General features: G+C 72.9%; 20 protein-coding genes. 12 read left to right on the top strand and 8 right to left on the bottom strand.

Annotated features, from left to right (window positions below; translation table 11 throughout):
* Positions 1-436: 436 nt before the first annotated feature.
* The gene (locus ACH35V_RS37920) at positions 437-1729 is read left to right on the top strand and encodes an MFS transporter (RefSeq protein WP_395979722.1); all 1293 of its coding nucleotides are present in this window, start codon (positions 437-439) and stop codon (positions 1727-1729) included.
* A 60-nt stretch (positions 1730-1789) separates the two neighbouring features.
* Positions 1790-2413, top strand: a complete 624-nt coding sequence (gene thpR / locus ACH35V_RS37915; RefSeq protein ID WP_395979705.1) for an RNA 2',3'-cyclic phosphodiesterase — start codon at positions 1790-1792, stop codon at positions 2411-2413.
* Here the strand turns inward: thpR and ACH35V_RS37910 are convergent.
* A complete protein-coding gene (locus ACH35V_RS37910; protein WP_395979704.1) occupies positions 2350-4512 on the bottom strand; it encodes a hypothetical protein in 2163 nt (720 codons plus the stop codon). The two genes, thpR and ACH35V_RS37910, sit on opposite strands and share 64 nt — an antisense overlap.
* Positions 4513-4627: 115 nt before the next feature.
* Positions 4628-5680: a hypothetical protein gene (locus ACH35V_RS37905; protein WP_395979703.1), complete on the bottom strand. Its 1053-nt coding sequence runs from the start codon at positions 5678-5680 to the stop codon at positions 4628-4630.
* Between the two features lie 196 nt (positions 5681-5876).
* On the opposite strand from ACH35V_RS37905, the gene ACH35V_RS37900 reads away from it, so the two are divergent.
* Positions 5877-6869, top strand: a complete 993-nt coding sequence (locus ACH35V_RS37900) for a hypothetical protein (protein WP_395979702.1) — start codon at positions 5877-5879, stop codon at positions 6867-6869.
* 70 nt (positions 6870-6939) lie between these two features.
* On the opposite strand, the gene serC is transcribed toward ACH35V_RS37900, so the two are convergent.
* On the bottom strand, positions 6940-8076 hold the full coding sequence (gene serC / locus ACH35V_RS37895) for a phosphoserine transaminase (RefSeq protein ID WP_395979701.1): 1137 nt from the start codon (positions 8074-8076) through the stop codon (positions 6940-6942).
* Positions 8077-8086: 10 nt separating this feature from the next.
* Positions 8087-8428, bottom strand: coding sequence for a hypothetical protein (locus ACH35V_RS37890; protein ID WP_395979700.1), 342 nt, complete (start codon positions 8426-8428; stop codon positions 8087-8089).
* Positions 8429-8593: 165 nt separating this feature from the next.
* On the opposite strand from ACH35V_RS37890, the gene ACH35V_RS37885 reads away from it, so the two are divergent.
* Entirely contained in the window at positions 8594-11476 is a 2883-nt protein-coding gene (locus ACH35V_RS37885) for an ABC transporter substrate-binding protein (RefSeq protein ID WP_395979699.1), read from the top strand.
* Between the two features lie 95 nt (positions 11477-11571).
* On the opposite strand, the gene ACH35V_RS37880 is transcribed toward ACH35V_RS37885, so the two are convergent.
* Positions 11572-12684 (bottom strand): citrate synthase 2, encoded by a 1113-nt coding sequence (locus ACH35V_RS37880; protein WP_395979698.1) that lies wholly within the window; start codon positions 12682-12684, stop codon positions 11572-11574.
* A 183-nt stretch (positions 12685-12867) separates the two neighbouring features.
* On the opposite strand from ACH35V_RS37880, the gene pdxH reads away from it, so the two are divergent.
* Both pdxH and ACH35V_RS37870 read left to right on the top strand, forming a co-directional pair.
* On the top strand, positions 12868-13521 hold the full coding sequence (gene pdxH / locus ACH35V_RS37875; protein ID WP_395979697.1) for a pyridoxamine 5'-phosphate oxidase: 654 nt from the start codon (positions 12868-12870) through the stop codon (positions 13519-13521).
* The gene (locus ACH35V_RS37870) at positions 13518-14822 is read left to right on the top strand and encodes an MFS transporter (protein WP_395979696.1); all 1305 of its coding nucleotides are present in this window, start codon (positions 13518-13520) and stop codon (positions 14820-14822) included. The genes pdxH and ACH35V_RS37870 overlap by 4 nt, the downstream gene beginning before the upstream one ends.
* Before the next feature lie 6 nt (positions 14823-14828).
* Here the strand turns inward: ACH35V_RS37870 and ACH35V_RS37865 are convergent, their stop codons facing one another.
* On the bottom strand, positions 14829-15554 hold the full coding sequence (locus ACH35V_RS37865; protein WP_395979695.1) for a UdgX family uracil-DNA binding protein: 726 nt from the start codon (positions 15552-15554) through the stop codon (positions 14829-14831).
* Between the two features lie 98 nt (positions 15555-15652).
* Here ACH35V_RS37865 and ACH35V_RS37860 point away from each other — a divergent pair, with 98 nt between their 5' ends.
* The 3 genes from ACH35V_RS37860 to ACH35V_RS37850 all read left to right on the top strand — a co-directional run bounded on the left by ACH35V_RS37860 (position 15653) and on the right by ACH35V_RS37850 (position 20036).
* Positions 15653-16354, top strand: a complete 702-nt coding sequence (locus ACH35V_RS37860; RefSeq protein ID WP_131969453.1) for a metal-dependent transcriptional regulator — start codon at positions 15653-15655, stop codon at positions 16352-16354.
* Positions 16355-16660: 306 nt separating this feature from the next.
* Complete coding sequence (locus ACH35V_RS37855) at positions 16661-19036, top strand: SpoIIE family protein phosphatase (RefSeq protein ID WP_395979694.1); 2376 nt, start codon at positions 16661-16663, stop codon at positions 19034-19036.
* A 4-nt stretch (positions 19037-19040) separates the two neighbouring features.
* The gene (locus ACH35V_RS37850) at positions 19041-20036 is read left to right on the top strand and encodes a zinc-dependent alcohol dehydrogenase family protein (RefSeq protein ID WP_395979693.1); all 996 of its coding nucleotides are present in this window, start codon (positions 19041-19043) and stop codon (positions 20034-20036) included.
* A 4-nt stretch (positions 20037-20040) separates the two neighbouring features.
* Here ACH35V_RS37850 and ACH35V_RS37845 read toward each other — a convergent pair whose 3' ends face one another.
* A complete protein-coding gene (locus ACH35V_RS37845; protein WP_395979692.1) occupies positions 20041-20895 on the bottom strand; it encodes a class I SAM-dependent methyltransferase in 855 nt (284 codons plus the stop codon).
* Positions 20896-21049: 154 nt separating this feature from the next.
* Positions 21050-21220: a hypothetical protein gene (locus tag ACH35V_RS37840; RefSeq protein ID WP_395979691.1), complete on the bottom strand. Its 171-nt coding sequence runs from the start codon at positions 21218-21220 to the stop codon at positions 21050-21052.
* Between the two features lie 126 nt (positions 21221-21346).
* Here ACH35V_RS37840 and ACH35V_RS37835 point away from each other — a divergent pair, with 126 nt between their 5' ends.
* The 3 genes from ACH35V_RS37835 (at position 21347) to ACH35V_RS37825 (ending at position 25160) form a co-directional block, all read left to right on the top strand.
* Positions 21347-21766: a hypothetical protein gene (locus tag ACH35V_RS37835; RefSeq protein ID WP_395979690.1), complete on the top strand. Its 420-nt coding sequence runs from the start codon at positions 21347-21349 to the stop codon at positions 21764-21766.
* Positions 21767-21867: 101 nt separating this feature from the next.
* A complete protein-coding gene (locus ACH35V_RS37830) occupies positions 21868-23922 on the top strand; it encodes an MFS transporter (protein ID WP_395979689.1) in 2055 nt (684 codons plus the stop codon).
* Between the two features lie 104 nt (positions 23923-24026).
* Positions 24027-25160, top strand: coding sequence for an acetyl-CoA C-acetyltransferase (locus tag ACH35V_RS37825; RefSeq protein ID WP_395979688.1), 1134 nt, complete (start codon positions 24027-24029; stop codon positions 25158-25160).
* The last annotated feature ends 49 nt before the right edge of the window (positions 25161-25209 follow it).

The following is a 25209-nucleotide window of genomic DNA, read 5'->3' as shown; positions in this document are numbered from 1 at the left end:
GTTAGCGCTGTTAATGACTTCCGCTGATGAACGACCCCGTGAGCCCGAGGGGACCGCGCCGCGCGGCCCCCGCGGCCGCAAACCCGCGCACCCCGCCCAGGCCGCCGCCGCCCGCCCCCTCACCCCCACGCCCGGCCCCGCACCCGCGCCTACGTCCGCCGGCCGGGCCTGCCGCCGCCCTGCCGCCCGCCCGTCCGGACGCACCAGAGCCGCGACCCAGCCCCCATGCGCCGACAACGACGCCGACACCGAGCCGTCGCTAATGAAGCTCGCCACACCCCCGGCCGCCGCCCAGACAAACGGGCAGGCGGACGACGATGAGCCTCGCAAACCCGACGAGCCCGACGACCCAGATGAACCCCGCGGGTCTGGTGAGCTCGGGGAGGCGTTTGAAACTTGGGAGGGCGGCGAGGCTGACGACGTGCGTGCTGGGGGCATGTTCCGGTCGTTGCGGAACCGCAACTACCGGCTGTATGCGGCGGGGCAGGTCGTGTCCAATACCGGCACGTGGATGCAGCGGATCGCGCAGGACTGGCTCGTCCTGGAGCTGGCGCACGGCAGCGGCACCGCGCTCGGCATCACCACCGGCCTGCAGTTCCTGCCGATGCTGCTGTTCGGACTTTGGGGCGGCGTCATCGCCGACCGGTATCCCAAACGCCGCGTGATGATGCTCGCGCAGGCGTCGATGGGCGTGCTCGCGCTCATCCTCGGACTGCTCGCGGTGACCGGCGCCGCGCAGGTGTGGCACGTGTACGTGCTGGCGTTCGGGCTCGGCCTCGCGACCGTCGTCGACAATCCGACCCGCCAGTCGTTCGTGGTCGAGATGGTCGGCAGGCGCGACCTGCCGAACGCGATCGCGCTGAACAGCGCCTCGTTCAACGGGGCCAGGCTCCTCGGCCCGGCCGTCGCCGGCGTGCTGATCGCGCTGATCGGCACGGGCCCGGTGTTCCTGGTGAACGCGGCGTCGTTCGGCGCCGTCCTGTTCGGCCTCTACGCGATGCGGGCGGACGAGCTGCACCCGGCCGACCCCGTCAAGCGCGCCAAGGGGCAGCTCCGCGAGGGCCTGCGCTACGTCCGCGGGCGCCGTGACCTGATGCTGGTCCTGGTCCTCATCGGGTTCCTCGCCATGTTCGGCATGAACTTCGCCACCACGGTCGCGCTCGTCGCCAAGGAGGTCTTCCACACCGACGCGTCCGCGTTCGGGCTCGCGTCCAGCATGCTCGCGCTCGGCGCGCTCGGCGGCGCCCTGCTGGCGGCGCGGCGCGTGACCAAGCCGCGGCTGCGGTTCCTGGTGCTGGTGGGCCTGGCGTTCGGCGCGCTGGAGGTCGCCACCGGCCTGATGCCGACGTACTGGACGTTCCTGGCGCTGCTCGTCCCGACCGGCATCGCGATGATGACGATCATGACGGCGGCGAACGCGACCATGCAGCTGACGGTCGCGCCGGAGATGCGCGGGCGCGTGATGGGCCTCTACATGTTCGTCTTCCTCGGGACGAACCCGCTGGGCGCGCCCACGATCGGCTGGCTGGCCGAGCACTTCGGCGCGCGGACGGGCCTCGTCGGCGGCGGGCTGATCTCCGTCGTCGCCGCGGCCGCCGTCGGCGTGGTGGCCGCGCGGGGCGCGCCGGGCGAGGACGGGGCGATCCGGCCGGCGCTCGACCGGATCCGGCGGCGGCCCGCACCCGCCGCCGCTTCGGGCGCCGCGACCGGTTCGGGTGGTTCGGCGTGACGGCGTGACAAGGGGTGCCATCTGCTGAAATGCTGGCCTGGTGGCCCTCCGGACGCTCCCATGAGGCTTTTCCTGGCACTCGTGCCGCCACCGGACATTCTGGACGAGCTTGAGGAGGCCGTCCTGCCGCACCGTGAGGCGGTGCCCGAGCTGAAATGGGTGCGGCGCGAGCTGCTCCACGTCACGCTGACGTTCCTCGGCGAGGTGGACGACCGCACCCTGGACCGGCTGCTTCCCAGGCTGGAGCGCGCCGTCGGCCGGCACGAGCGGATGTCGCTGTCGCTGGCGGGCGCGGGGTCGTTCCCCGGCAGCGGCACGCACGCCCGCGTCCTGTGGACGGGCCTGTACGGCGACCGCCGCGGCATGGCCCGGCTCGCCGCGTCCACCACGGCCGCCGGACGCCGCGTCGGAACACTGCCCGACAAGCACCGGGGCTTCCGTCCGCACCTCACTTTGGCGCGGTCCAGAAGCCCGGTCGACGTGCGCCCGCTCATGGAATCGCTGTCGGCGTTCGCCGGGGCGCCGTGGACGGCCGCTTCCGTCCACCTGATGCTCAGCCACCTGCCGGGCAAGGACTACAGCCAGCTGACGTACGAGTCGCTGAAGACGTGGTCGCTGCGTCAGAGCTCGGGCGGCGGGGGCGCGGGACGGTCGGCGTCCGGCGGCCCCCAGGGCAGGCCGTAGCGCTCGCAGGCGCGGCGCAGCTCGTCCAGGTCGGGCGGGAACGTCACCTGCCGCAGCACCCGCCCGGACGGGCTCCACACCACCAGGCGCGGCATCCGCTCGGTCGCCTCGTCGATGCCGACGCCGCCGACGCGGTCGCGGGCCAGGTCCCACTCGACCTTGCCGCGCCGGGTGACGACCGCGACCCCGGCGGACGACACGCGAAGCTGCGGACGGTTGCGGTCGTACAGCCAGTAGCCGACGAGGCCGATGAGCAGCCCCGCGGGCACCGACCAGGACGCCGTCGTGTTGAACCCGCCCAGCTCGGGCCCGAGCCACACCGCGCCCAGCAGCGCCACTGCCTCGCACAGCAGGACGCTCATTCCGTACGTCCCGGCACGGGAGCGGCGGGTCGCGTCCAGGAGCGTGCCCGGCGCGGTCATGGGGTCGGGCGGCGCGGAGACGGTGAACGCGAGGTCGTGCTCGTCCAGTGGGGCCGGTTGCGCGGACGCGGCCGTCTCGCCGGTCTGCTCTCCGGCGTCCTGCCCGGCGGTGCTCTGCGAGGGCACGGACGCGGTCGCCGGTTCGGAGTCGGTCAGCGTGGAGACGGCGGAGTGGAACGCGGCGCTGAGGTAGGCGTCGTACTCGGCGTCGTTGACCGGCAGCCCGGCGCGGCGGGCCGAGTCGCGCAGGTCGGTGCGGGAGATCCGCAGCGCCGACAGGGGCGCGGCGAAGAACTCGTCGCCGTCGGTGTCGTAGAGCCGGACCCAGGCGTGCCCGGCGATGGTCAGCAGCTCGATGCCGCCGATGCGGTCCTCCGGCATCTTCAGCACGACGTCGCCGGCGGCGTCGGCCCAGCCGAGCCCGCCGTCCGCGACGACCAGCCGCCCGCCGGGGACCTGCGCGAAGATCTCGGGCAGCCCCTCCAGGCCGTACTGCGGGCCGCGCGGCGCCCGCGCGCCCGGCGTGATCACCCGGTAGCCGTGGTCGTCGAGGGCGTGCGCGAGCTGGAAGCCGTCCAGGCCGTGCGCGGGCAGCCGGGCGACGAGCTCCAGCCGGTGCCCGAACGCGAGCGCGGCGAGGTCGGCGCGGCGCGGCTCGCCGCTCACCGGGTCGAGCCGCAGGCCGGGACCGACGACGACCGCGGCGACGTCCCCGGCCCGCAGGTCCTGCACCTCGCGGCGGCGGCCGGGACGGGCCCGCACCCGCAGCCGCTCCGCGTTGATCGTCCAGCGGACCTGCGCGGCCCGCAGCAGCCGGCGGCGCGCCGCGAGGACGCCCGCGATCGCGGCGAGCGCCCAGCAGCCGGCCGCGAGCCGGGCGCCGAACTCGCCGGTGCCGTCCACCGCGATCCTGACGATCATGACGGCGCCGAGCAGGGCGGTCAGCACCCCGAGGAGCACGACGCGGCGGCGGCTGGGCAGCGGCTCGGGCGTGTCCAGCCGCTGCTCGTTGCCCGCCTGCCTGCGCGCCCTGCCTCTGCCGGGACGTTCGTCGGCCTTGGGCGGGGACGGTTCGTGCGCCGCGGCCAGGAGGGCCGCCTCCTGGTCCAGCAGCCGCTTCTCCGCCGCGTGGTCGCGCGGCAGCGGGCCGCCTCCCGGGACGTCGTCGTCGATCGTCGGGATGCGCAGCGCGTCGTCCAGCGCGGGATCGAGCAGGTCGGTCGCCTCGCCGTCCAGGACGTGCATGGGTATGCCGAGCCGTCTCGCCGTCACGAAGACGGTGAGCGGCTCCAGGCCCATCGCGGTCATCCCGCCCACGGCGGTGCGGCCGAACCGGTGGAACACGGTCAGCATGCCGTCGCCGGTCGTGATGGCCAGCGCGTCGATCCGGGACCGCTCGTAGGACACCATGCTCAGCCCGCCCGGCCCGACCTTCTCCAGGCCGGCCGCGGACAGCCGCCAGTACGGCCGCGGACGGCGGCGGCGCGCCTCCGGGGCCGCGCCGAGCAGCCACGGGACCGCCGCGACGGCGCCGATCAGCGCGGCCCACAGCCACACCGGACGGATCGGCAGCAGCGCCAGCGCCACCGCGAGCAGGGCGAACGGGCCGGCGGCGACGGGACGCCACCGGCCGCCGGGGCCCGCCAGGCCCACGAGCTCATGCTCCACAGTCCGCATCCTCACACGGGTCCCCGCGGGCCCGTCGCCTCCTTCCACCATCCCGTCGCCGTCCGGAACCGACTTCCATCGTGCCGGTCAGGTCGGCCTTTCCGCCCCGTCCGCCAGCCTCTTGTCATCCGTCTCCCGACGAGCCCCCGCGCCTGCGCAGCAGCCCGAAGCCGACGGCCGCGGCGATGGCGAGCGCCAGGAACAGCCCCATCCGGGTGTTGCGGGTGTCGGCGGCGTGTCCCTCGACGTCGCCCGCCGTGCCCGCGTTCTTCGGCTCCTTCCCGCCGGACGGCGACGGCCGCGCCTCGTCCGGCAGCGGCACCCGGTAGACCGGCTGGTTCTGGCCCTCGGACCCCACCAGCAGGGACGTGCCGTCCGCCGTGTAGCTCAGCGACTCGCCCTGCGACTGCATCGGGATGCCGATCGATTTCATCGTCTTGCCCGGACGGCCGTCCGGGCCTACCGAATAGAGACGCGCACCGAAGTAGGACCGGATGACACAGGTGCGCCCATCGGGGGAGAACGCGCCGTCGGTCGCCATCGCCGGGGCGTCCGCGACCTTGCGCATCACGTTAAATCCGCTGGTCCTGAGCTTCGCCGGGGCCTCGTACACCTTGCCGCCGAACAGCTTGCTGGCGATGTAGAGCCGGTTCGTCCGCGGGTTGATCATGAGGGTCTCGGCGTTGCGCGGGCCGTCCGGATACTTGACCCTGAAGGCGGTCGCCTGCAGCGTCTGGCTCCTGACCTGGGACGGCTCCGTGATCCGGTACACCGTCACGTAGGGCCACGCGCCGCCGAGATTGTCGCCGATGTCCGCCACGAAGATCGCCGGACGGCCGCGCCCGTCCTTGCCGAGCGCGATGCCCTCCCAGTCGCGGGCGCCCGCCCCGCCGAGCGTCAGCACCGCCCGGACGCGCCCGCCCGCGTCCAGCGCGTAGATCTTCGGGACGCCGCCCGAGTCGTTGTGCGTGTAGACGACGCCGGGGTGCCGCCTGCTGGCCGCGAGCCCGCTGGACTCGGTGATCCGCGGATCGGAGATCTTGAAGGCGACCTGGTCGTCCCGCGCCGCGCCGGATGCCGCGGGGGCCAGGACGCAGACGGACGTCCCGGCGAGGACGAGAGCGGCGCCGGCGCGGATCATCACGGTGCCGGCGCGGGCGACGCGGCTGAGCGACATCCCTTGATCATCCCCGTTCCGCGCCCCGTCGATCATACGGCCCGCGTCACTTCAGCAGCGCACCGAAGACCACGGCCAGGACGAGCGCGGTCAGCACGGTGGGAAGCAGCCAGCGGGGCGCGCGGTTCACGGTCCGAGCCTATTCGGCGCCATGAGCGACTCGAACCGTCCGCCCATGAAATGCATCTCATCTGGCATGTGCGGATTGTTCGGGATGGTGCGCTCGCCGTTCGCCGACGACCCGGGGCCCGCCTCGGACGTGTTCATCACGCTGGGCGCGCTCGCGGAGGAGCGCGGCACGGACTCGGCGGGGCTGGCGCTCCTCGGCGGCTGGCCGGGCCTCGCCGGGTGCCCGGCCGGTGTCGGGTGGCCGGGCGGCGGGCCGGGGCTCGGCGGCCCGGAGCGCGGCGGGGGCCTCGCGGTGGGCTGCCGCGTGGTGAAGGGGCTCGGGCGCTTCTCGGGGATCTGGCGGCCCGAGTTCCTTCCCGAGCTCGACCGCGCGCCGGTCGTTCTCGGGCACACCCGCTGGGCGACGCAGGGCTCGCCCGCCGAGGCGGACAACGCCAGCCCGATGGTCGTCCCCGGGACGGCCGCGGCGGGCGGCCCGTCCGCCGGCGTCGTCGCCACCCACAACGGCGACGTCGACGCCGCCGGACTGCGGTCGCGCTTCGCGCCGCCGCCCGCGGCCGGGACGACCGACAGCGAGCCGATCTTCCAGCTCCTCGCGGGCTGCGACGGACCGTCCGGCGTGACGGACGTCCTGGAGGCCCTGGTCGGACGGGCCGCGCTGGTCTGGGTCCACCGCGACCGTCCGACCGAGGTGCATCTGGCCCGCGCCGCGCTCAGCCCGCTGACCGTGGCCGTGGACACCGAGCAGAACATCTACTGGGCGTCCAACCCGCGCTGGTTCCGCGAGGCCGAACGGCATACGCGCGTGGAGTTCGCGACCGTGGTCATGCTCCGCGAGGGCACCTACCTGAAGGTCGGCATGGAACGCCGTCCAGGACGGCGCGACCTGCCCGAGGTGCTCGCGACGGCGACTTTCCTGCCCACGGCCCGCGACACCGACATGGACCCCCGCGTCTGGACGGGCTTCACCAGCGCCGACGAGGAATGCGACCGCGCCGGGCTGCGCCATCGCGTGGAGGAGCGGCTCGGCGGCACGGACGGTCTGCTGTCCGTCGCCTGAACCTTTCGCCTAACGAAGCGGGCCCTCGGGGGTGCGGCGTGGCACCCCCGAGGGTCGAGACCCGCAGGGACTAGAGGCGCTCGACGACGTAGTCGACGGACGCGGTCAGCGCCTCGACGTCGGACGGGTCGATCGCCGGGAACATGCCGATGCGGAGCTGGTTGCGGCCGAGCTTCCGGTACGGCTCGGTGTCCACGATGCCGTTGGCGCGCAGCGTCTTGGCGACGGCCGCCGCGTCGACGTCGTCGTTGAAGTCGATCGTCCCGACCACCTGCGAGCGCTGCGCCGGGTCCACGACGAACGGCGTCGTGTACGACGTCTTCTCCGCCCACGTGTAGAGCCGCTGGGACGAGTCGGCCGTGCGGGACGTCGTCCACGCCAGGCCGCCCTGCCCGTTCATCCACTCGATCTGCTCGGCGAGCAGCAGCAGCGTCGCCACGGCCGGGGTGTTGTACGTCTGGTCCTTGGCGGAGTTGTCGACGGCCGTCTTCAGGTTGAGGGACTCAGGGATGTACCTGTCGGAGCCGGCGATCTCGTCGATCCGCTCCAGCGCGGCCGGGGACGCGAGCGCGATCCAGAGGCCGCCGTCCGCGGCGAAGCACTTCTGCGGCGCGAAGTAGTAGACGTCCGTCTCCGTCACGTCCACGGGGAGGCCGCCCGCGCCGGACGTGGCGTCCACGAGCACGAGCCCGTCGCGGGCGATCGTGCCCGCCGGGCGCCGGATCTTCATCGCGACGCCGGTCGAGGTCTCGTTGTGGGTGAGGGCGTAGGCGTCCGCGTCCTCCTCGGCCGACGCTTCCGGGTGCGTCCCGGGCGGGCCGGTGATGACGGTCGGGTCCCCCAGCCACGGCGCGCTCGTGGTGACCTTGGCGAACTTGCTGGAGAACTCGCCGAACGTCAGGTGCTGCGACCGCTGCCGGACGAGCCCGAACGCGGCCGCGTCCCAGAAGGCGGTGGTGCCGCCGTTGCCGAGCACGACCTCGTACCCCTCGGGCAGCGAGAACAGCTGGCCGAGCCCTTCCCGGACGCGGGCGACGAGCGACTTCACCGGCTTCTGCCGGTGCGAGGTCCCCATGTACGTCGAGCCGGACTCCGCGAGAGCCGCGAGCTGCTCCGGGCGGACCTTCGACGGACCGCATCCGAAGCGGCCGTCCGCGGGCTTCAGATCGGCGGGAATGTCAATGGCTGGATTAGCGCTTTCGGTCACTCACCAAAGGCTACTTCACCCTCCGCACGGCCCAGGCAACCAGGGTCACCAGCGCGATCGCGCAGACGGCGGCGATCACCGCGGGCGGGTAGATCCAGTCGTCGCCCCGGTCATGGGCCTCCACGGCGGTGGTGACGGAGTCGTAGATCAGGAACGTCAGGAAGAGCGCGGCGAGCACTACGGCGATCCGTCCCGACACCGCGTTGGCGTCGCGCCGCCGCTCCTCGCGCTCCGCCTCGTACCGCCGCGACTCCTCGGCCGCGTCCGGCGAGGCCGTCCCCGGCGAAGAGGCGGGACGGGACGCGGCCGGGCCTATGTCGCCGTCCAGCGGCTCGTCGCGGTCTTCACCCATGCCGCCAATGATGACAAAGTGGCCGAGTTTCGCGCACGGACGCACGACGATTGGAAAGTTTCGATCCTTTCCGCGGTCCGCCGCGTCCAATGCCGATAAGGGCGGTGGGAGAACCAGCCGGGGGAGCGGCCAGCAACTGGACGACGCGGAAGTGAGGCATGACCCATGGCGGGCGACGGCGACCGGATCCCGACCGAGGATCGGCTGCGCGGAGTGCTCGACCTCTTCGAACGGCTGCGGGAGCGGCCGCGCTGGCGGGCGCGGCTGAGACCGCTGCTCCTGCTGCTCGGCCCCGGCCGCGCCACCTCCCACGTCGCGGAGATCCTGAAGACCCGGTGCGAGGACGAGCGCGCCCCGGTGTCGCACATCGCCGCCGACACGCCCGCCGCCGACGTCGCGGGCGTCCTGCGGGAGGCGAAGCGGGAGCTGTCGCAGCCGAGCAGCCATGCCCGGGGCGAGCCGCCGCTGCGGTTCCCGCTGCTGGAGATGGCGCTGTGGCTGCGCGACCTGCGCGAGATCCGGCTGGCGGGGGACCGTCCGGCCCCGCGCGGCGCGTCGTCCGCCGAGCGGGAGAACCACCAGCTGGTGCGGCGGCTGACGCACCCGCCCGTCGGCGACAACGAGAACGCTCGCCGCCGCGAGCTGAACCGGGTCATCCGCGGCCGCGGCCGGGACGTCCTGCGCGATCTGGAGGCGCCGCGCGGACGGCCCGCGACGTTCCTGGCGTTCCTGGAGCAGACCGCCCCGATCGGGATCGCGGTCGTCGCGCTGATCAGCGCCGGGACGGCGGCGGCCCTCGACCTCGCGGCGGCCGTGTTCGCCGCGATCATCGGCGTGGCGTTCGTGACCGTGCAGATCGTGGCGCGGACGCGCGGCTGGTACGGGGTCCGCCGGTTCGGCTGGTTCCTCCGGCAGCCGTACGTCGACCGCGACTCCACAGGGTTCCTCGGCTTCGCGCTGGGCGTGTTCGACCCGCGTCCGGTCGAGCCGGACGGCCACTGCGAGCAGCTCGACCTGCTGCTGGTCGCCGCGTTCCTGGAGGACCTGCGGCGCTGCTACCGGCGCGACTACCGGCGGGCCGCGTGGGCGCGGGTCCGCTTCCCGGTGCTCATCTTCGAGCAGCTGTCGGCCGGGCATCCCGGGGTGGCGTTCGTGGAGCTGGCCGAGCGGGTCCGCGCCGACAGCCAGGCGGGCGGGCGGCTGCCCTGCTTCGACCCGCTCGTCGTCGTCGCCGGCGTCGACCCGAACGCGCCCGCCGAGGACGACCCGTCGGCGCCCGCGGGCGGGTCGCTCGTCGACCGGATCGCGCAGGCCGTCCGCGTCGACATGTCGGCCGGCGACCCGCAGAGCGTCATCGCCGCGCGCGGGCTCTGGGACCGGTACGCCCGCGAGCAGCGGCGCATCGACGCGCTCGGCTCGCGCCGGGAGATCCGCGTCGACATCACCCGCGACCCGGGCGGCGACCTGCCGCCCGTCCGGCCGGTGCGGCGCCGCCCCCGGTTCGCGCATCCGGCGCTGCCGTGGATCGCGATGGTCGCGGTCGCGGCGGCGTCCATCGCGGTGATCTCCGTCCAGGTGCAGAAGTACTGCTCGCCGGTCGACATCAGGCGGATGGAGAACGGCGAGTGCATCGGCATCACCGACGGGTCGTTCTCCTTCGGGGAGAACTCCGGCGGAAAGAACAACGACGGCCGGCTCAGCGAGGTCCTGGACGAGATCGAGTCGCAGAACGACCACGTCAAGGAGTCCGGCAAGCCGTACGCGACGGTCGTCTACCTCGGCCCGGTGACCGCCGACCCGTCGATCAAGAACCGGCGGATCGAGCTGCTCGCGGGCGTCCAGGGCGAGCTGATCGGCCTGTCGATCGCGCAGAAGCGGTTCAACGACGCCGCCGAGGGCGAGGACCTGCGGCTGCGCGTGCTGATCGCGAACGCGGGCGCCAAGTTCCGCTACGCCGAGCACGTCGCGGGGCAGATCCGCGAGCGGGCGCTGGAGGACCGCACCATCGTCGCGGTGGTCGGCTTCGAGCAGAGCCGCCGGCAGACGCAGGAGGCGATCAGGCTGCTGGCCAAGTCGGCGCTTCCGCTGGTCAGCACCGCCAACAGCTTCGGCGGGACGGCCATGCTCGACGGCGAGGCGGGCTACTCGCCGTACTACTTCCGGCTGGCGTCGCCGAACGCGCGGACCGCCAGGCACGCCGCGCACTGGGCCCGCAACGGCCACGTCGGCGGCAAGAAGGCGGACGACGCGGTCGTCATCTACGACGGCGACCCCAACGACCTGTACAGCAAGGACCTCGCACTCGAGTTCCAGAAGGCGTTCCGTCCCGGCGTGACGCGCATGCGGCCGTACCGGAACGCGGGGGACCTGAACAAGTCCGTCCGGGAGGCGTGCCGGGACGAGCCCGACATGTTCTACTACGCCGGCCGGTCGGACGAGTTCCGCTCGTTCGCGAACGTCCTGGAGCTGTCCTGCCCGGAACCCCGGCTGGTCCTGACGGACGACGAGATCGCCAAGTACGTCAGCGACAACGCCGCGGAGCTGGGCCGCAAGAGCACCTTCGAGCTGTACTTCACGCCGCTCGCGGCGCGCGAGGCGTGGCACGAGCGGTGGGTCGGCGACCAGTCGCCGCAGACGTTCTACTCGGACTACGACCCCGTCGCGGGGGAGATGACCGTCCAGGACGGCGACTCGGTCCAGTGGCCGTCGATCACCCGCGCCGCCGTCGCCTACGACGCGGCCACCCTCGTCGCGACCGTGGCGCGCACCGTGTACTGGCGGGAGAAGGCGCTGCCGTCGGCGGGATCGGTGTTCGCGGCGCTGGACGACCCGGACGACGACGTCCTGCGCAACGGCGCGAGCGGCGTCATCCGGTTCGGCCCGCGCTCCACCGGCCACCAGGTGCTGGACAAGCCGGTGATCCTCGCGAGGATCACGCCGGACGGGAGGACGGAGGTCACGCAGCTCTGCGGCCGCCTGATCACCGGCCCCCAGGGCAAGGCCGACTGCCCGCCGGGAGACCCGCGCCCCGCCGCGCCGCCCCGATGACCCCGCCGATCCGGCAATGAGAAAGGCCCCCGGATCAGATCCGGGGGCCTCAAGCCTGTTCGGGGGGACGGGGGGACGGGGGGACGGGGGGAAGATCAGTTGGTGTGACGCTTGAGGGCCTCGCCGGCCCCGGCGACGTCGTCGATGGAGCGGGTTCCCGGGCCGGTGTACTTCGCGCTCGGCCGGACGAGACGGCCCGTGCGCTTCTGCTCCATGATGTGCGCGGCCCAACCGGCGGTGCGGCCGCAGGTGAACATGGCGGGCATCATCGCCGTCGGGACCTCGGCGAAGTCCAGGACGACCGCGGCCCAGAACTCCACGTTCGTCTCGATCGGACGGTCCGGACGGCGCTCGCGCAGCACGGCCAGCGCGGCGTCCTCCAGCGCCTTCGCGGCCTCGAACCGCGGCGCGCCGAGTTCCCTGGCGGTGCGGCGCAGCACGCGGGCGCGCGGGTCCTCGGCGCGGTAGACGCGGTGGCCGAAGCCCATCAGCCGCTCGCCGGAGTCGAGGATGTCGGTGACGACCTTGCGGGCGTCGCCGATCCGCTCCACGTTCTCGATCATCGGGAGGACGCGGGCGGGTGCGCCGCCGTGCAGCGGGCCCGACATCGCGCCGATCGCGCCGGAGATGCTGGCCGCGACGTCCGCGCCGGTGGAGGCGATCACCCGCGCGGTGAAGGTGGAGGCGTTCATGCCGTGCTCGGCGGCGGAGACCCAGTACGCGTCGATGGCCCGGACGTGCTTCGGATCGGGCTCACCGCGCCAGCGGACCATGAACCGCTCGGTGATCGTCCCGGCGGCGTTGATCCGCTCCTGCGGGACCATCGGGACGCCGATGCCGCGCGCCGACTGGGCGACGAACGACAGCGCCGTCACCGAGACCCGGGCCAGGTCGGCGCGGGCCTCGTCGTCGGAGATGTCGAGGAGGGGCCGCATCCCGTAGGCGGGGGCGAGGGTGGGGAGGGCGCTCTGCACGTCCACCCGCACGTCGCCGGACGTGACCGGCAGGACGTGCGGTTCGGCGGGGGTGAGTCCCGGGTCGAAGCTGTCGTCCACGAGGAGACCCCACGCGTCGCCGAAGGAGACGCGGCCGACGAGTTCCTCGATGTCGACGCCCCGGTAGCGGAGGGCTCCGCCCTCCTTGTCCGGTTCGGCGATCTCGGTCTCGAAGGCCACGACCCCCTCGAGACCAGGTTTGAAGTCGGACATGTCGTCCTGCCTTTCGTCTCCAAGAGTGATAAGGCGGTGCCGTGCCATTGAACCCTGTCGGTTTTACCGACCAGTACCCAGGGGTCGTGCGAGTTGCACAAGGTCCAGGTGAGAGGCTCTGACGCTGTGGATGCCCCAACGCCCGACCCGGCCCGGCTCCGGAGATCCTACGAGGGGGGCGAATTGTCCGAGTTGGCGCTCCCTGCCGACCCGCTCGCGGTGTTCGCCGGGTGGTTCGCCGACGTGCACGCGTTCGGGCTGCCCGAGCCGAACGCGATGGTGCTGGCCACGGCGTCCGGGGACGGGGTCCCGAGCGCGCGGACCGTCCTGCTGAAGGGGTACGGGCCGCGGGGGTTCCGCTTCTTCACGAACCTGACGTCGCGGAAGGGCCGGGACCTCGCGGAGAACCCGCGGGCGGCGCTCGTGTTCCCCTGGCACGCGATGCATCGGCAGGTCCGCGTCGCGGGCCCGGTGGAAGAGCTGTCGCGGGACGAGTCGGCCGCCTATTTCCGGACGCGCCCGCACGGTTCGCGGCTCGGCGCGTGGGCGAGCGAGCGGCAGTCGGGCGTCATCCCGGGACGGGACGTCCTGGAGCGCCGCTTCGCCGAGCTCGCCGAGCGCTGGCCCGAGGAGCCGCCGGACGCGCCCGCGCCGCTGGAGGGCTCCATCCCGCTGCCGGACTTCTGGGGCGGGTACCGCCTCGTCCCGGAGTCGATCGAATTCTGGCAGGGCCGCCGCGACCGCCTCCACGACCGGATCCGGTACCGCCGGGGAACCCCGCTTGAGAAGGGGGAGGACGAGCAGGGGGAGTGGGTGATGGAGAGACTGTCTCCGTGACCCCGGCGCCGCGCGATGACAAGCCGCGCGATGAGAAGAGGTCGCGTCGCGGGAGGCTGCGGAGCCTGGCGATCGACACCCGCCCGCTGGCCTACCCCGCGTTCCGGCGGCTGTGGCTCGGGCAGGGCATGTCGTTCGTCGGGTTCCAGGTCACCGCCGTCGCCGTGCCCGTCCAGGTGTACGACATGACCAGGTCGTCGCTCTGGGTCGGCGTGCTCGGCTTCGTCAACCTCGTCCCGCTGATCGTGTTCGGCCTGTGGGGCGGCGCGGTCGCCGACCACATGGACCGGCGCAGGCTGCTGTTCGCGTCGTCCTGCGTGATGTGGGTGGCGACCCTGCTGCTGCTGGCGCAGGCGCTCCTCGGCCTCGGCAGCCTCACGCTGATCATGGCGGTGGTGGCGGTCCAGGCCGTCGGGTTCGCGGTGTCCTCGCCGACCCGCAGCGCGATCATCCCCCGGCTGCTCGACAGGCCCCTCGTCCCCGCCGCCAACACGCTCGCCTTCACCGCCAGCACGTTCGGGATGCTGGCCGGGCCGCTGTTCGCCGGGGTGCTGCTGGCCCGCTGGAACTACGCGGCGGCCTACGCGCTCGACGCCGTCCTGTTCACGCTGGCGCTGTACGCGGCGCTCCGCCTTCCGCCGATACCGCCGCTCGGCGACGTCGTCGGCGCGCCCGGCCTGCGGTCGGTGTTCGACGGCCTGCGCTACCTGGCCGGGCAGCCGGTGCTGATGATGTCGTTCGTCGTGGACATCATCGCGATGGCGGTCGCGATGCCGCGCGCCCTGTTCCCCGAGGTGGCCGAGACGCGGTACGGCGGCGAGGGCGCGGTCGGCTACCTGTTCGCCGCGATGGCGATCGGCGCGTTCCTCGGCGGGCTGTCGTCCGGCTGGATCGGACGCGTCCGCAAGCAGGGCATCGCGCTCGTCGTGTCCATCGTGGTGTGGGGCCTCGCGGTGGCCGCGGCGGGGCTGACCGGACGCCTGTGGCTCGCGGTGGCCTTCCTCGCCGTCGGCGGGGCGGCCGACCTGGTGTCGGCGGTGTTCCGCCAGTCGATGCTCCAGACGTACGCGCCCGACGAGATGCGCGGCCGCCTCCAAGGAGTCTTCACCGTCGTCGTCGCGGGCGGGCCGCGGCTCGGGGACGTCCGCGCGGGCGCGACCGCCAGCGTCACCGGGGCCACCGCGTCCTGGGTGGGGGGCGGGCTGGCCTGCGCCGTCCTGGTCGTCGTGGCCGCGTTCGCCGTCCCGGCGCTGCTCCGCTACGACACCCGCACAGCAGAAGGCCCCTTAGGCGAGCGCTGACGCCTTTCAGCCGAGCGCTGACGCCGCCACCTTGAGGTCTTCGACGAATCCGGCGTACATCGCGTCGCGGTCCTCGGCGCGCAGCACGGCAGACGGGTGGATCGTCGCGACGATCTGCGTGTCGGCCCGCTCCGGCGGCTCGTCGCCGAGTTCGCGTCCGGCGGCCGGGGTGCCGATCGTCTCCAGGTCGGGGAGCGGGAGGAGCCGCCCGCGCTGCTTGGTCACGCGGAACGACGAGCCGAACAGCGCCCTGCCCGCCGTGGCGCCGAGCACGACCACGACGTCCGGGTCCAGGAGCCGCAGTTCCGCCAGCAGCCAGGGACGGCACGCGCGGACCTCGGCCGCGCTCGGCGGCTCGTGGATGCGCCGCTTCCCGCCGCCCTCCCGCCGCTTGAACTTGAAGTGCTTGACGGCGTTGGTGACGTAGACGTCGCCGCGCTCGATCCCCGCCTCCGCGAGCGCCCGGTCGAGGACGCGTCCGGCCGGGCCGACGAACGGCTGCCCCTTGCGGTCCTCCTGGTCGCCGGGCTGCTCGCCGACGAACATGACCCGGCCGCCGGGCGAGCCCTCGCCGAAGACGGTCTGCGTGGCGTTCTCGTAGAGGCCGCAGCCCCGGCAGCCGGCCGCCGCGCGGCGCAGCTCGTCGAGATCGGACCGCCCCTCGGCCGTGCCGGGGAGGAAGGGCCCGGCGTCCTGGGAAGTTCTCGCGTCCTGGGAAGTTCTCGCGTTCATCGTGCGTTCCCCTTACCCGGCATCGGGGGGATATTCGCCGGGCCCGGCGTTGCGAGGTCCGAGCAAGTAGACTCCCGTTCATAAGACTGGAGGGAGCTGTGACCTCACACGGCCTGATCGATACCACGGAGATGTATCTCCGGACGGTTTTCGAGCTCGAAGAAGAGGGGATCATCCCTCTTCGCGCGCGCATCGCGGAGCGGCTCTCCCAGAGCGGCCCGACGGTGAGCCAGACGGTCGCGCGGATGGAGCGCGACGGGCTGCTGCGGGTCGAGGGCGATCGGCATCTCGAACTGACCGAGAACGGCCGCGGTCTCGCGACCCGCGTCATGCGCAAGCACAGGCTCGCCGAATGCCTGCTGGTCAACGTGATCGGGCTGCCCTGGGAGGACGTCCACATCGAGGCGTGCCGCTGGGAGCACGTGATGTCGGAGGACGTGGAGCGCCGCCTGGTCTCCCTGCTTGACAACCCGACCACCTGCCCGCACGGCAACCCGATCCCCGGCCTGGACGAACTGGGCGGGCACGGGGACGACGCCGACTCCGCACCGCTGTCGGTGATGACCGCCGTCGCCAGCCCCGGGGGCGCCGGGGCCGTGATCCGGCGGATCAGCGAGCAGGTGCAGAGCGACAGCGACCTGATGCTTAGACTCAAGCAAATAGGGATACAACCGGGACGAGAGGTGACGCTTCGGGCGACCGATGACGGGGTGCAGGTGATCAGTGACGACGAGGCCGACAGTCCCGCGACGGAACTGCCGCGCGACATCGCCGAACACGTCTTCGTCAGCAGGCGCTGACACCGCGGGCGTGTGTTCTGCGGGGGTGCGTGCGGGCGCATGGGCGGCCGTTCCGGCGGGCGTGTTGTCGGGCGCACGGGGTGCCGTCTCGACGGTCTATACCGAAGATCTCCATAGCAGCGGGCCTTTCGGGCGTATCCCGGCGGCGGGTTCGTCGTTCAATACGACGGAAGAGGTACACGCGGCAGCCGCGCCGCGACGCCCGGTGATCATCGATTCGGTGCGCACCGCGGCGGACGGCGGCGGGTGGCCGTGCCGGGAGAAAGCGGTAACCGGCGGGCCCGCCACTGCGATCGGGATGGGGAGATGAATCACTGGGGGGAAGCGCCTGACGAGGCGCATCTGCCGCCCGAGACCGTCCTCAACCAGATGGAGATGGCGGTCATCGTCTGCGACCGCTTCAGCAACGTCATCTACGGCAACGCGTTCGCCCGGCAGCTGTTCGGGTTCGGCGGCGACGAGATCATCGGCCACTCCATCCTCTCCCTGGGCATCGCCGAAGAAGACCACGAGCAGGCGACCGAGCTGGCCAAGCACGTCCTCAAGGGCGGCGTGTGGGAGGGCACGTTCTGCAACCTGCGCGTGGACGGCACCACCGTCTACACCCGCGCGCACGCCGTCCCGCTGCGCCACCCGTCCGGCGCGGTCGACGGCGTCGTCATCTTCGCGCGCGAGGCGCTCCGCTCCAACCAGCGCGAGCAGGACCGCTACGGCCTGATGGAGCGCATCGGGGAGCGGCTCGCCGGGTCGCTTGAGCTGGAGAGCACGCTCCGCCGCGTCGCCGACACGCTCGTCCCGCAGTTCGCCGACCACTGCTTCATCGACCTGTACAGCGGCGACCGGCTCTACCGGCGCGTGTCGCGGCACGCGGGCGGGTGGGAGCCGCCGCCCGGCACGTGGGCGGAGGTCGGCGAGCCCGTCCACTACCCGCCCGGGCACTTCAGCGAGAAGGCGATGAGCCGCCGCGACGCCGTCCTCGTCGAGGACATGCTCCAGCACCGGTTCTCCGCGCCGAACGAGTCGTCCAGGCGGCTCGGCGACGCGATGGGCATCACCTCGGTGATCTCCGCGCCGCTGCTGGTGCGCGGCGAGCTGCTCGGCGTGATGAGCCTCGCGCTGTCGAACCTGTCCAAGCGGCCCGACCCGCACTACGACGGCTTCGACCGCGACCTGCTCGGCGCCATCGCCAGCCGCGTCGCGCTCGCCGTCGACAACGCGCTGCTGTTCGAGGAGGAGCGCGACACCGCGCTGGCGTTCCAGAAGCACCTGCTGCCCGGCGACCGGCCGCCCCGGCTGGACGGCCTCCAGATCGCCTGGCGGTACGAGCCGGCCCGCCCGCTGGAGTCGCACGGGCACGGCATCCAGACGCAGGTCGGCGGCGACTGGTACGACGTCATCCCGCTGTCGGCGGGCCGCGTCGGCCTCGTCATCGGCGACGTCGAGGGCCGCGGCGCCCGCGCCGCCGCCGTGATGGGCCAGCTCCGCGCCGCGCTGCGCGCCTTCGCGCAGGACGACAAGCCGCCCGCCGACATCCTCCGCAAGCTGGACGAGTGGGTCCGCACGATGACGCGGCCCGAGCGGATGCGGTCCGGCTGGAACAGCGACGACCTCGTCCGCCCGCCGCTCGTGTCCTGCACCTACTTCGTGTACGACGCGTGGTCGCGGGTGCTGGAGTTCGCCAACGCCGGGCACGACCCGCCGATGCTGATCGTGGACGGCGAGGTCAGCGAGCTGACGTTCGAGAGCCAGGGCGGCATGCTCGGCCTCCGCGCCCCCGGCATGGGCGGCGAGATCCTGTTCAACGAGGAGACGACGGAGCTGAAGCCGGGCTCCACGCTCGTCCTCTACACCGACGGCCTCATCGACCGCAGGCCCCGGGAGGACGGCGAGCACCACACGCGCGAGGAGTCGCGGGAGAGGGTCCGCGCGGCCGTCGCCAAGGTCGCGCGCAGCGGCGTCGAGGCGATCGCGAACGCCGCCTACGAGGCCGTCCCCGGTGACGTCGACGACGACGTCGCGATCGTCGTGATCCGCACCGCCGGCGACGAGCTGGCCGTCGAGGAGCGCACCTTCACCGCCGAGCCGATCATGGTGTCGGAGGCCCGCCGGATGGCCGCCGACGCGTTCGCGTCCTGGGGGATGCTGGACGAGCAGTCCGAGCTGGCCTGCCTCCTCGTCTCCGAGGTCGTCACGAACGTCGTCCTGCACGCCACCGCCACCCCGCAGCCGCGCCGCGAGATGGTCGTCCCGGTCCCGGCCGGGCAGCCGGGGCGCGGCGGGGAGCCGCTCAGCGCGCCGCCCGCCGTCCAGTTCAACACCGACTTCGCCGCGGACCCGCTCGACGGCGACCCGTTCGAGGGCCGCCCGTTCGACGGCGCGCCGTACGACGGGGGCTCGTACGACGGCGGGCCGTTCGACGAGGACGACTGGAATCTCGGCGCCGATCTCGGCCGCCGCGAGCCGTCCACCAAGGACTTCCGGCTCCGGCTGCGCCGCGGCGCGGACGCGATCTGGGTCGAGGTGTTCGACTCCGACATGCGGCTGCCGCGCATCCGCAGCGCAGGCGAGACCGACGAGGGCGGGCGCGGGCTCTACCTCGTCGACCAGCTCGCCACCCGCTGGGGCGCGCGGCCGACGGCCGACGGCAAGGCCGTCTGGTTCGAGCTCCCGCTGACGCCCTGATCCCATGCGGGCGTGGGCGGTCGAGGGTCCGGCTCCGATCGCGTCGGGCCCGCTTCGGCGTGCCGACCGCGACGTGCCGTCCCCTGGGCCGGGTGAGCTGCTGGTGCGCGTCCTGGCCTGCGGCGTCTGCCGGACGGACCTGCACGTTGCCGAGGGCGACCTGCCCGTCCACCTGCCCGGCGTGACACCGGGCCACGAGATCGTCGGCGAGGTCGTCGCCGCCGGTGTCGGGGCCCTGCACGGGGCCGGAGACCGCGTCGGCGTGGCGTGGCTGCGCGGGACGTGCGGAGCGTGCCGGTTCTGCCGTCGCGGCGCCGAGAACCTGTGTCCGTCGTCCGTCTACACCGGGTGGGACGCGCACGGCGGATACGCCGAATACGCCTTGGCCGTCGACGCCTACGCCTACGCGCTGCCGCGCGAACTGGACGACGTCCGCGCGGCGCCGCTGCTGTGCGCGGGCATCATCGGCTACCGGGCGCTGCGCCGCGCCGACGTCCCGCCCGGGGGACGGCTCGGCATCTGGGGGTTCGGCGGGTCCGCGCACCTCGCCGCGCAGATCGCGATCGCGGAGGGCGCGGACGTGCATGTCTTCACCCGCAGCCCGGCCGCCCGCGAACTGGCGCGCGAGCTCGGCGCGTCCTGGGCGGGCGACTCGTCCGACGCCGCGCCCGCCCCGCTCGACTCGGCGATCGTCTTCGCGCCCGCGGGGGAGCTGGTCCCGGCCGCGCTGGAACGCCTCGACCGCGGCGGGACGTGCGCCGTCGCGGGCATCCATCTGAGCGACGTCCCGTCCCTGGACTACCGGCGGCACCTGTTCCAGGAGCGCCAGGTCCGGTCGGTGACGGCGAACACGCGCGCGGACGGCGAGGAGTTCCTGACGCTGGCCGCCCGCCTGGACGTCGCGGTCACGACCCGCGAATACGGGCTGGACGACGCCGACCGCGCCCTCGCCGACCTGGCCGCGGACCGCTTCACCGGCGCCGCCGTCCTGGTTCCCTGACCGGTCAGGGGATCGGTTCGGCGGCGACGTGCGCCCACGACTGGGTGAACCACAGTTCGCCGCCGATGATGCGGGGTTTCGCGCCGGTCTTCGGGCCGCCGTCCACCTCGTCCACGAGGGCCGTGCGGATGCGCTCGGCCGTCGCGTCGTCGCACGCCCCGGCGAGCCACGGCTCCACCGGACGCTCCACGGTGAACACGTCCAGGCGGCGGATGCTCCCGCCCGCCGAAGTGATCATCTCGGTGAGCCGGGCGATGGACGGGGTGCCGGGATGGTCGGGGTCGCGGAGCCGCTCGATGCGGTCCCGGTCGGGGGCGGCGAGGTTGCCGCGGACGAGATCGGCGATGACCACCCGTCCGCCGGGGCGGCACACCCGCAGCAGCTCGCGCAGCACATGATCGGGATCGCCCAGGTTGTAGAGCGAGAACCGGGCCGTCACCAGGGAGAACGTGTTGTCCCTGTACGGCAGCGCGGTGGCGTCCGCCTTGATCGTCGGACGGTCGGGGTCGATCGAACGGGGCCGCGGGTCCTCGCGGGTGGTCGCGGTCCCGCGGGCGGTGGCGACGCCGCGGGCGGGCGGCGGCGAGTCGCCGTCGGTGATGCGGACCGGTCCCGTGCCGAACTCGACCGTCGCCATGCGCCGCGACGAGCCCGGCACGGGGTCGGCGGGCACGGGCATCGCGTCCACGGCGGTCATGTGGCGGACCTGCGGGGCGAGCGCGGCGGGCATGGGTCCGTGGCCGCGCGCCACGTCCAGGCAGACGTCGTTCTGGTCGGGCTCGACGAACTCCAGCAGCCGTCTGAGATGCGGGGCGATCGCGCCGCCGGTGCCCTGGATCGCGGTCGCCTGATGCGGCACTGGTGGACTCCCTCGCTCGGGCCGGCCTCGCCGGACGGGGTCCCGCTCGCGTCAGGCGGGACGGCGAACGGGCGTGAAGCCGGTTTCGCCAGTTATGACTCTCTGCCGGGCCGGTTGGTTCGGGACGCGCCGCACGAATTCGTTGACCGTTCACTCAAGTGCGCAGCTGATCCCCGTACAACGTCAGCACGACCAGGACGAACACGGTGAGCACCGCGACCCTGGTGGGCATGGGGAGCCGGAGCCGCACCGCGACCCAGCGCACGCAGAACGCGGCGAGGAGTGACACCACGCCGAGGGCGAGGAGGCCTTCCGTGGTCACCATGGTCACCTTCCGAGGGGGGAGTACCGGGGGAGTGCATGGGGGTGCCGCCTCCTTGAAACGATAGACGTGTAAGGACGGGGTTACCCGGGTCTCGGCAGCGCGGGGCGGCACATATAACCTCCAGTTGTGGCAGATGCGATTGAAATAGACGGACGGGGCAAGTCCGACGACGGGGACAAGCTCGACGGCGTGATGACGAACCTGGCGCGCGGCCGGATCGCGCTCGGGCTCGCGGCGCTGGCCGCCCCGAAGCTGACCGTGCGGCTCATGGGCATGGGCTCCGGCGCCGACGCGGGACGCGACTACCTGGTCCGGGCGTTCGGCGCCCGCGAGGTCGCCCTCGGCGCCGGATACCTGCTCAGCGGCGACGAGTCCGGCCGCCGCCTGTGGACGCGGCTCGGCCTCGCCGTCGACGCCCTGGACACGCTGAGCGCCGTCAAGACCCGTCCCGGCCTCCCGCTGTGGGTCACCGCCGGCGCGGTGGGCGTCGCGGGCGGGGCCGCGGGACTCGGCGCCGCGAAGGTCGCCCGCGACCTCCTCGGCTGACCCCGCGACCTCCTTGGCTGACGTGGCCCCTCGCCCGCGGGTGATCCCGCCGGGTTCGTGGGTAGGCACTCCTCCTGCGTTCGTTCGGGAGGTGCGACGGCATGACGGCAGGAGCGGCGCCGGAAGCGGACGAGCGGGTCATGCCCAAGGGCAGGGACCTCTACGTCATCCTCGGCGCGCTCATGCTCGGCATGCTGCTGGCCGCGCTGGACCAGACGATCGTGTCCACGGCGCTGCCGACGATCGTCAGCGATCTCGGCGGGCTGAACCACCTGTCGTGGGTCGTGACGTCGTACCTGCTCGCCGCGACCGCGTCGACGCCGCTGTGGGGCAAGCTCGGCGACCAGTACGGGCGCAAGCGGCTGTTCCAGTCGTCCATCGTGATCTTCCTGATCGGGTCGGCGCTGTGCGGCATCGCGCGGGACATGACGGAGCTGATCGTCTTCCGCGCCCTGCAGGGCCTCGGCGGCGGCGGGCTGATGGTGCTCGCCGTCGCGATCGTCGGGGACGTGGTGCCGCCCCGCGATCGCGGCCGCTACCAGGGCCTGTTCGGCGCGGTGTTCGGCGTGGCCAGCGTGTGCGGCCCGCTGCTCGGCGGCTGGTTCGTCGACAACCTGTCGTGGCGCTGGGTGTTCTACATCAACGTGCCGGTCGGGATCGTCGCGCTGCTGGTGATCGCGGCGGTGCTGCACGCGACGGGCGAGCGCGAGCGGCACCGCATCGACTACCTCGGGACGCTGCTGATCGTCGGCTGGGCGGTCGGGCTCGTCCTGGTGACGACGTGGGGCGGGACGACCTACGACTGGGTGTCCGCGCCGATCGTCGTCCTCGCGGCCGGGTCGGTCGTGCTGATCGCGGTGTGGCTGCTGGTGGAGCGCCGCGCCGCCGAGCCGATCATGCCGCCACGGCTGCTGGCGAACTCGGTGTTCTCGCTGGGCGCGGCGATCAGCTTCGCGGTCGGCTTCGCGATGTTCGGCGCGCTGACGTTCCTGCCGATCTTCCTGCAGGTCGTGCACGGGGTGTCGCCGACGCTGTCCGGCGTGCACCTGCTGCCGATGATGCTCGGCATGCTGGTCGCCTCGATCGGGTCCGGGCAGCTGATCAGCCGTACCGGCCGCTACAAGGTCTTCCCGGTGATCGGGACGCCGCTGATCGCGCTGGCCCTGTACCTGTGCTCGCGGCTGGACGAGGACGCGTCCACCCTGACGATGAGCCTGCGGTTCGCCCTGCTCGGCTTCGGGCTTGGATTGGTGCTGCAGGTGCTCGTCATCGCCGTCCAGAATTCGGTGTCTTACAAAGACCTTGGTGCGGCTACGTCCGGGGTGACGTTCTTCCGGCAGATCGGCGGGTCGTTCGGCGTCGCGGTGTTCGGTTCCGTGTTCAGCAACCAGCTCGCCGGCCATATCGAGGACCTGGCGCGGACGCTGCCGCCCGGCTTCGACCCGTCCGCCGTCCAGGGGAATCCCGGGATGCTCGACAGGTATCCGGCCGAGGTGAAGGACGGCGTCCTGCACGCCTATGCGCAGTCGATCGATTCCGTGTTCTTGTGGGCCGTTCCGGTGGCGTCGGTTGCGTTCGTCCTGACGTGGTTCTTGCGTGAGGTTCCGTTGCGGGCCACCTCGCAGACGCGCGACTACGGTGAAGGGTTCGGCGCTGCGCCTACGGTGCGGTCGTCCAGGCACGAGATAGAGCGCGCGCTGAGCGAACTCATGCGGAAGGACCCGAAGGCCCTCGAACTCTACGACCGGCTGGGTTCGCTCTCGGGTGTCGCGCTGCCGCCGGGCAGCGTCTGGGCGCTGTGCCGGATCGCCAGGGACGGGACGGTCACCGGCCAGGACCTCGCCGAACGCGCGGGCGTCACCGTCGAGGACGGGCGCCCGCACGTCGACCGGCTCGTGGACTCCGGCTACGTCAGCCGCGCCGACGGGACGCTCGCGATCACCGGCGCCGGGCAGGACGCGGCGGAGCGCCTCTTCGCCGTCCGCCGCGAGGGCCTGGCCCGCCACCTGGACGGATGGTCGCCCGAGGAGCATCCCGAGCTGGCGGACGTCCTGCGGAAACTCGCGGCGGAGTCGCTCGGCGACGAGGCGGACGGCGAGCGCTGCCTGCGCCCCGAACCAAACCCTGATGCGAGGCCCGCCGGCAGCGGAGCGTAGCGTGGCCTGCCTCATATCGCTTCGGACGCCAGGCGATGTAATCTCGTAACCAACTAACCGAATCTCGCTCGGTTTCGGGACGGAACCCAGAATTTGGAGGCGCAGTGGCCGAGGCGTACATCGTCGGCGCGGTCCGTACCCCCGTCGGCGCCAAGAAGGGCGGCCTGAAGGACGTCCACCCCGCCGACCTCGGGGCCCACGTGCTCAAGGAGCTCGTCAACCGCACCGGCGTCGACCCGTCCGCGGTCGAGGACGTGATCATGGGCTGTGTCATGCAGGTCGGCCCGCAGACCCTCGACATCGCCCGCACGGCGTGGCTGTCGGCGGGGCTGCCGGAGTCCGTGCCGGGCGTGACCATCGACCGGCAGTGCGGGTCGTCCCAGCAGGCGATCCACTTCGCCGCGCAGGGCGTGCTGTCCGGCACCCAGGACCTCGTCGTCGCGTCCGGCGTCGAGCAGATGGCGAAGGTGCCGATGGGCTCCAGCATCGTCCAGGGCATGGACTTCCCGTTCGGCGAGGGCTGGATCGAGCGGTACGGCACGCAGGAGATCTCCCAGTTCCGCGGCGCCGAGATGATGGCGGAGAAGTGGGGCTACAGCCGCGAGGACCTGGAGAGGTTCGCGCTGGAGAGCCATCAGCGCGCCGCCAAGGCGATCGAGGCCGGCTACTTCGACCGGGAGATCGCGCCCATCGCCGGCGTGACCAAGGACGAGGGCGCCCGCCCCGACACCAGCCTGGAGAAGATGGCGGGCCTGAAGGCGCTGCGCGAGGGCGGCCGGATGACCGCCGCCGTGGCCTCGCAGATCTCGATCGGCTCGTCCGCGGTGCTGATCGCGTCCGAGGAGGCCGTCAAGCGGCACGGCCTCACCCCGCGCGCCCGCATCCACACCCTCGCGGTGACCGGCTCCGACCCGGTCTACATGCTGACCGGCCCCATCCCCGCGACGGAGAAGGCCCTCGACCGCGCCGGGCTGAAGATCGGCGACATCGACGTCTTCGAGGTCAACGAGGCGTTCGCGCCGGTCCCGATGGCCTGGGCGCACGACACCGGCGCGTCCCTGGAGAAGACCAACCCGAACGGCGGCGCGATCGCGCTCGGCCACCCGCTCGGCGCCACCGGCGGCGTGCTGATGACCAAGCTGCTCCACGAGCTGGAGCGCACCGGCGGCCGCTACGGCCTCCAGACCATGTGCGAGGGCGGCGGCCAGGCCAACGCCACCGTCATTGAAAGGCTTTGACGACCTCGCCCCCTCGCCTGGCGGCTCAGGGGCGAATCGCCAAAGCTGC

This window comes from Actinomadura sp. 1N219 (genome assembly GCF_044326405.1).
Classification (GTDB): domain Bacteria; phylum Actinomycetota; class Actinomycetes; order Streptosporangiales; family Streptosporangiaceae; genus Spirillospora.
Note: the sequence above shows the minus strand (reverse complement) of the source record. Positions and strands in the feature narration are given on the sequence as shown.

Excerpts from the sequence above, each read along its gene's own strand:
- thpR (WP_395979705.1), top strand. The coding sequence starts at position 1,790 with ATGAGGCTTTTCCTGGCACTCGTGCCGCCACCGGACATTCTGGACGAG.
- ACH35V_RS37890 (WP_395979700.1), bottom strand. The coding sequence starts at position 8,428 with ATGGGTGAAGACCGCGACGAGCCGCTGGACGGCGACATAGGCCCGGCC.
- ACH35V_RS37830 (WP_395979689.1), top strand. The coding sequence starts at position 21,868 with ATGACGGCAGGAGCGGCGCCGGAAGCGGACGAGCGGGTCATGCCCAAG.
- ACH35V_RS37920 (WP_395979722.1), top strand. The coding sequence starts at position 437 with ATGTTCCGGTCGTTGCGGAACCGCAACTACCGGCTGTATGCGGCGGGG.
- ACH35V_RS37905 (WP_395979703.1), bottom strand. The coding sequence starts at position 5,680 with ATGTCGCTCAGCCGCGTCGCCCGCGCCGGCACCGTGATGATCCGCGCC.
- ACH35V_RS37885 (WP_395979699.1), top strand. The coding sequence starts at position 8,594 with ATGGCGGGCGACGGCGACCGGATCCCGACCGAGGATCGGCTGCGCGGA.
- ACH35V_RS37865 (WP_395979695.1), bottom strand. The coding sequence starts at position 15,554 with ATGAACGCGAGAACTTCCCAGGACGCGAGAACTTCCCAGGACGCCGGG.
- ACH35V_RS37855 (WP_395979694.1), top strand. The coding sequence starts at position 16,661 with ATGAATCACTGGGGGGAAGCGCCTGACGAGGCGCATCTGCCGCCCGAG.
- ACH35V_RS37840 (WP_395979691.1), bottom strand. The coding sequence starts at position 21,220 with ATGGTGACCACGGAAGGCCTCCTCGCCCTCGGCGTGGTGTCACTCCTC.
- ACH35V_RS37850 (WP_395979693.1), top strand. The coding sequence starts at position 19,041 with ATGCGGGCGTGGGCGGTCGAGGGTCCGGCTCCGATCGCGTCGGGCCCG.
- ACH35V_RS37880 (WP_395979698.1), bottom strand. The coding sequence starts at position 12,684 with ATGTCCGACTTCAAACCTGGTCTCGAGGGGGTCGTGGCCTTCGAGACC.
- ACH35V_RS37900 (WP_395979702.1), top strand. The coding sequence starts at position 5,877 with ATGTGCGGATTGTTCGGGATGGTGCGCTCGCCGTTCGCCGACGACCCG.
- ACH35V_RS37910 (WP_395979704.1), bottom strand. The coding sequence starts at position 4,512 with ATGCGGACTGTGGAGCATGAGCTCGTGGGCCTGGCGGGCCCCGGCGGC.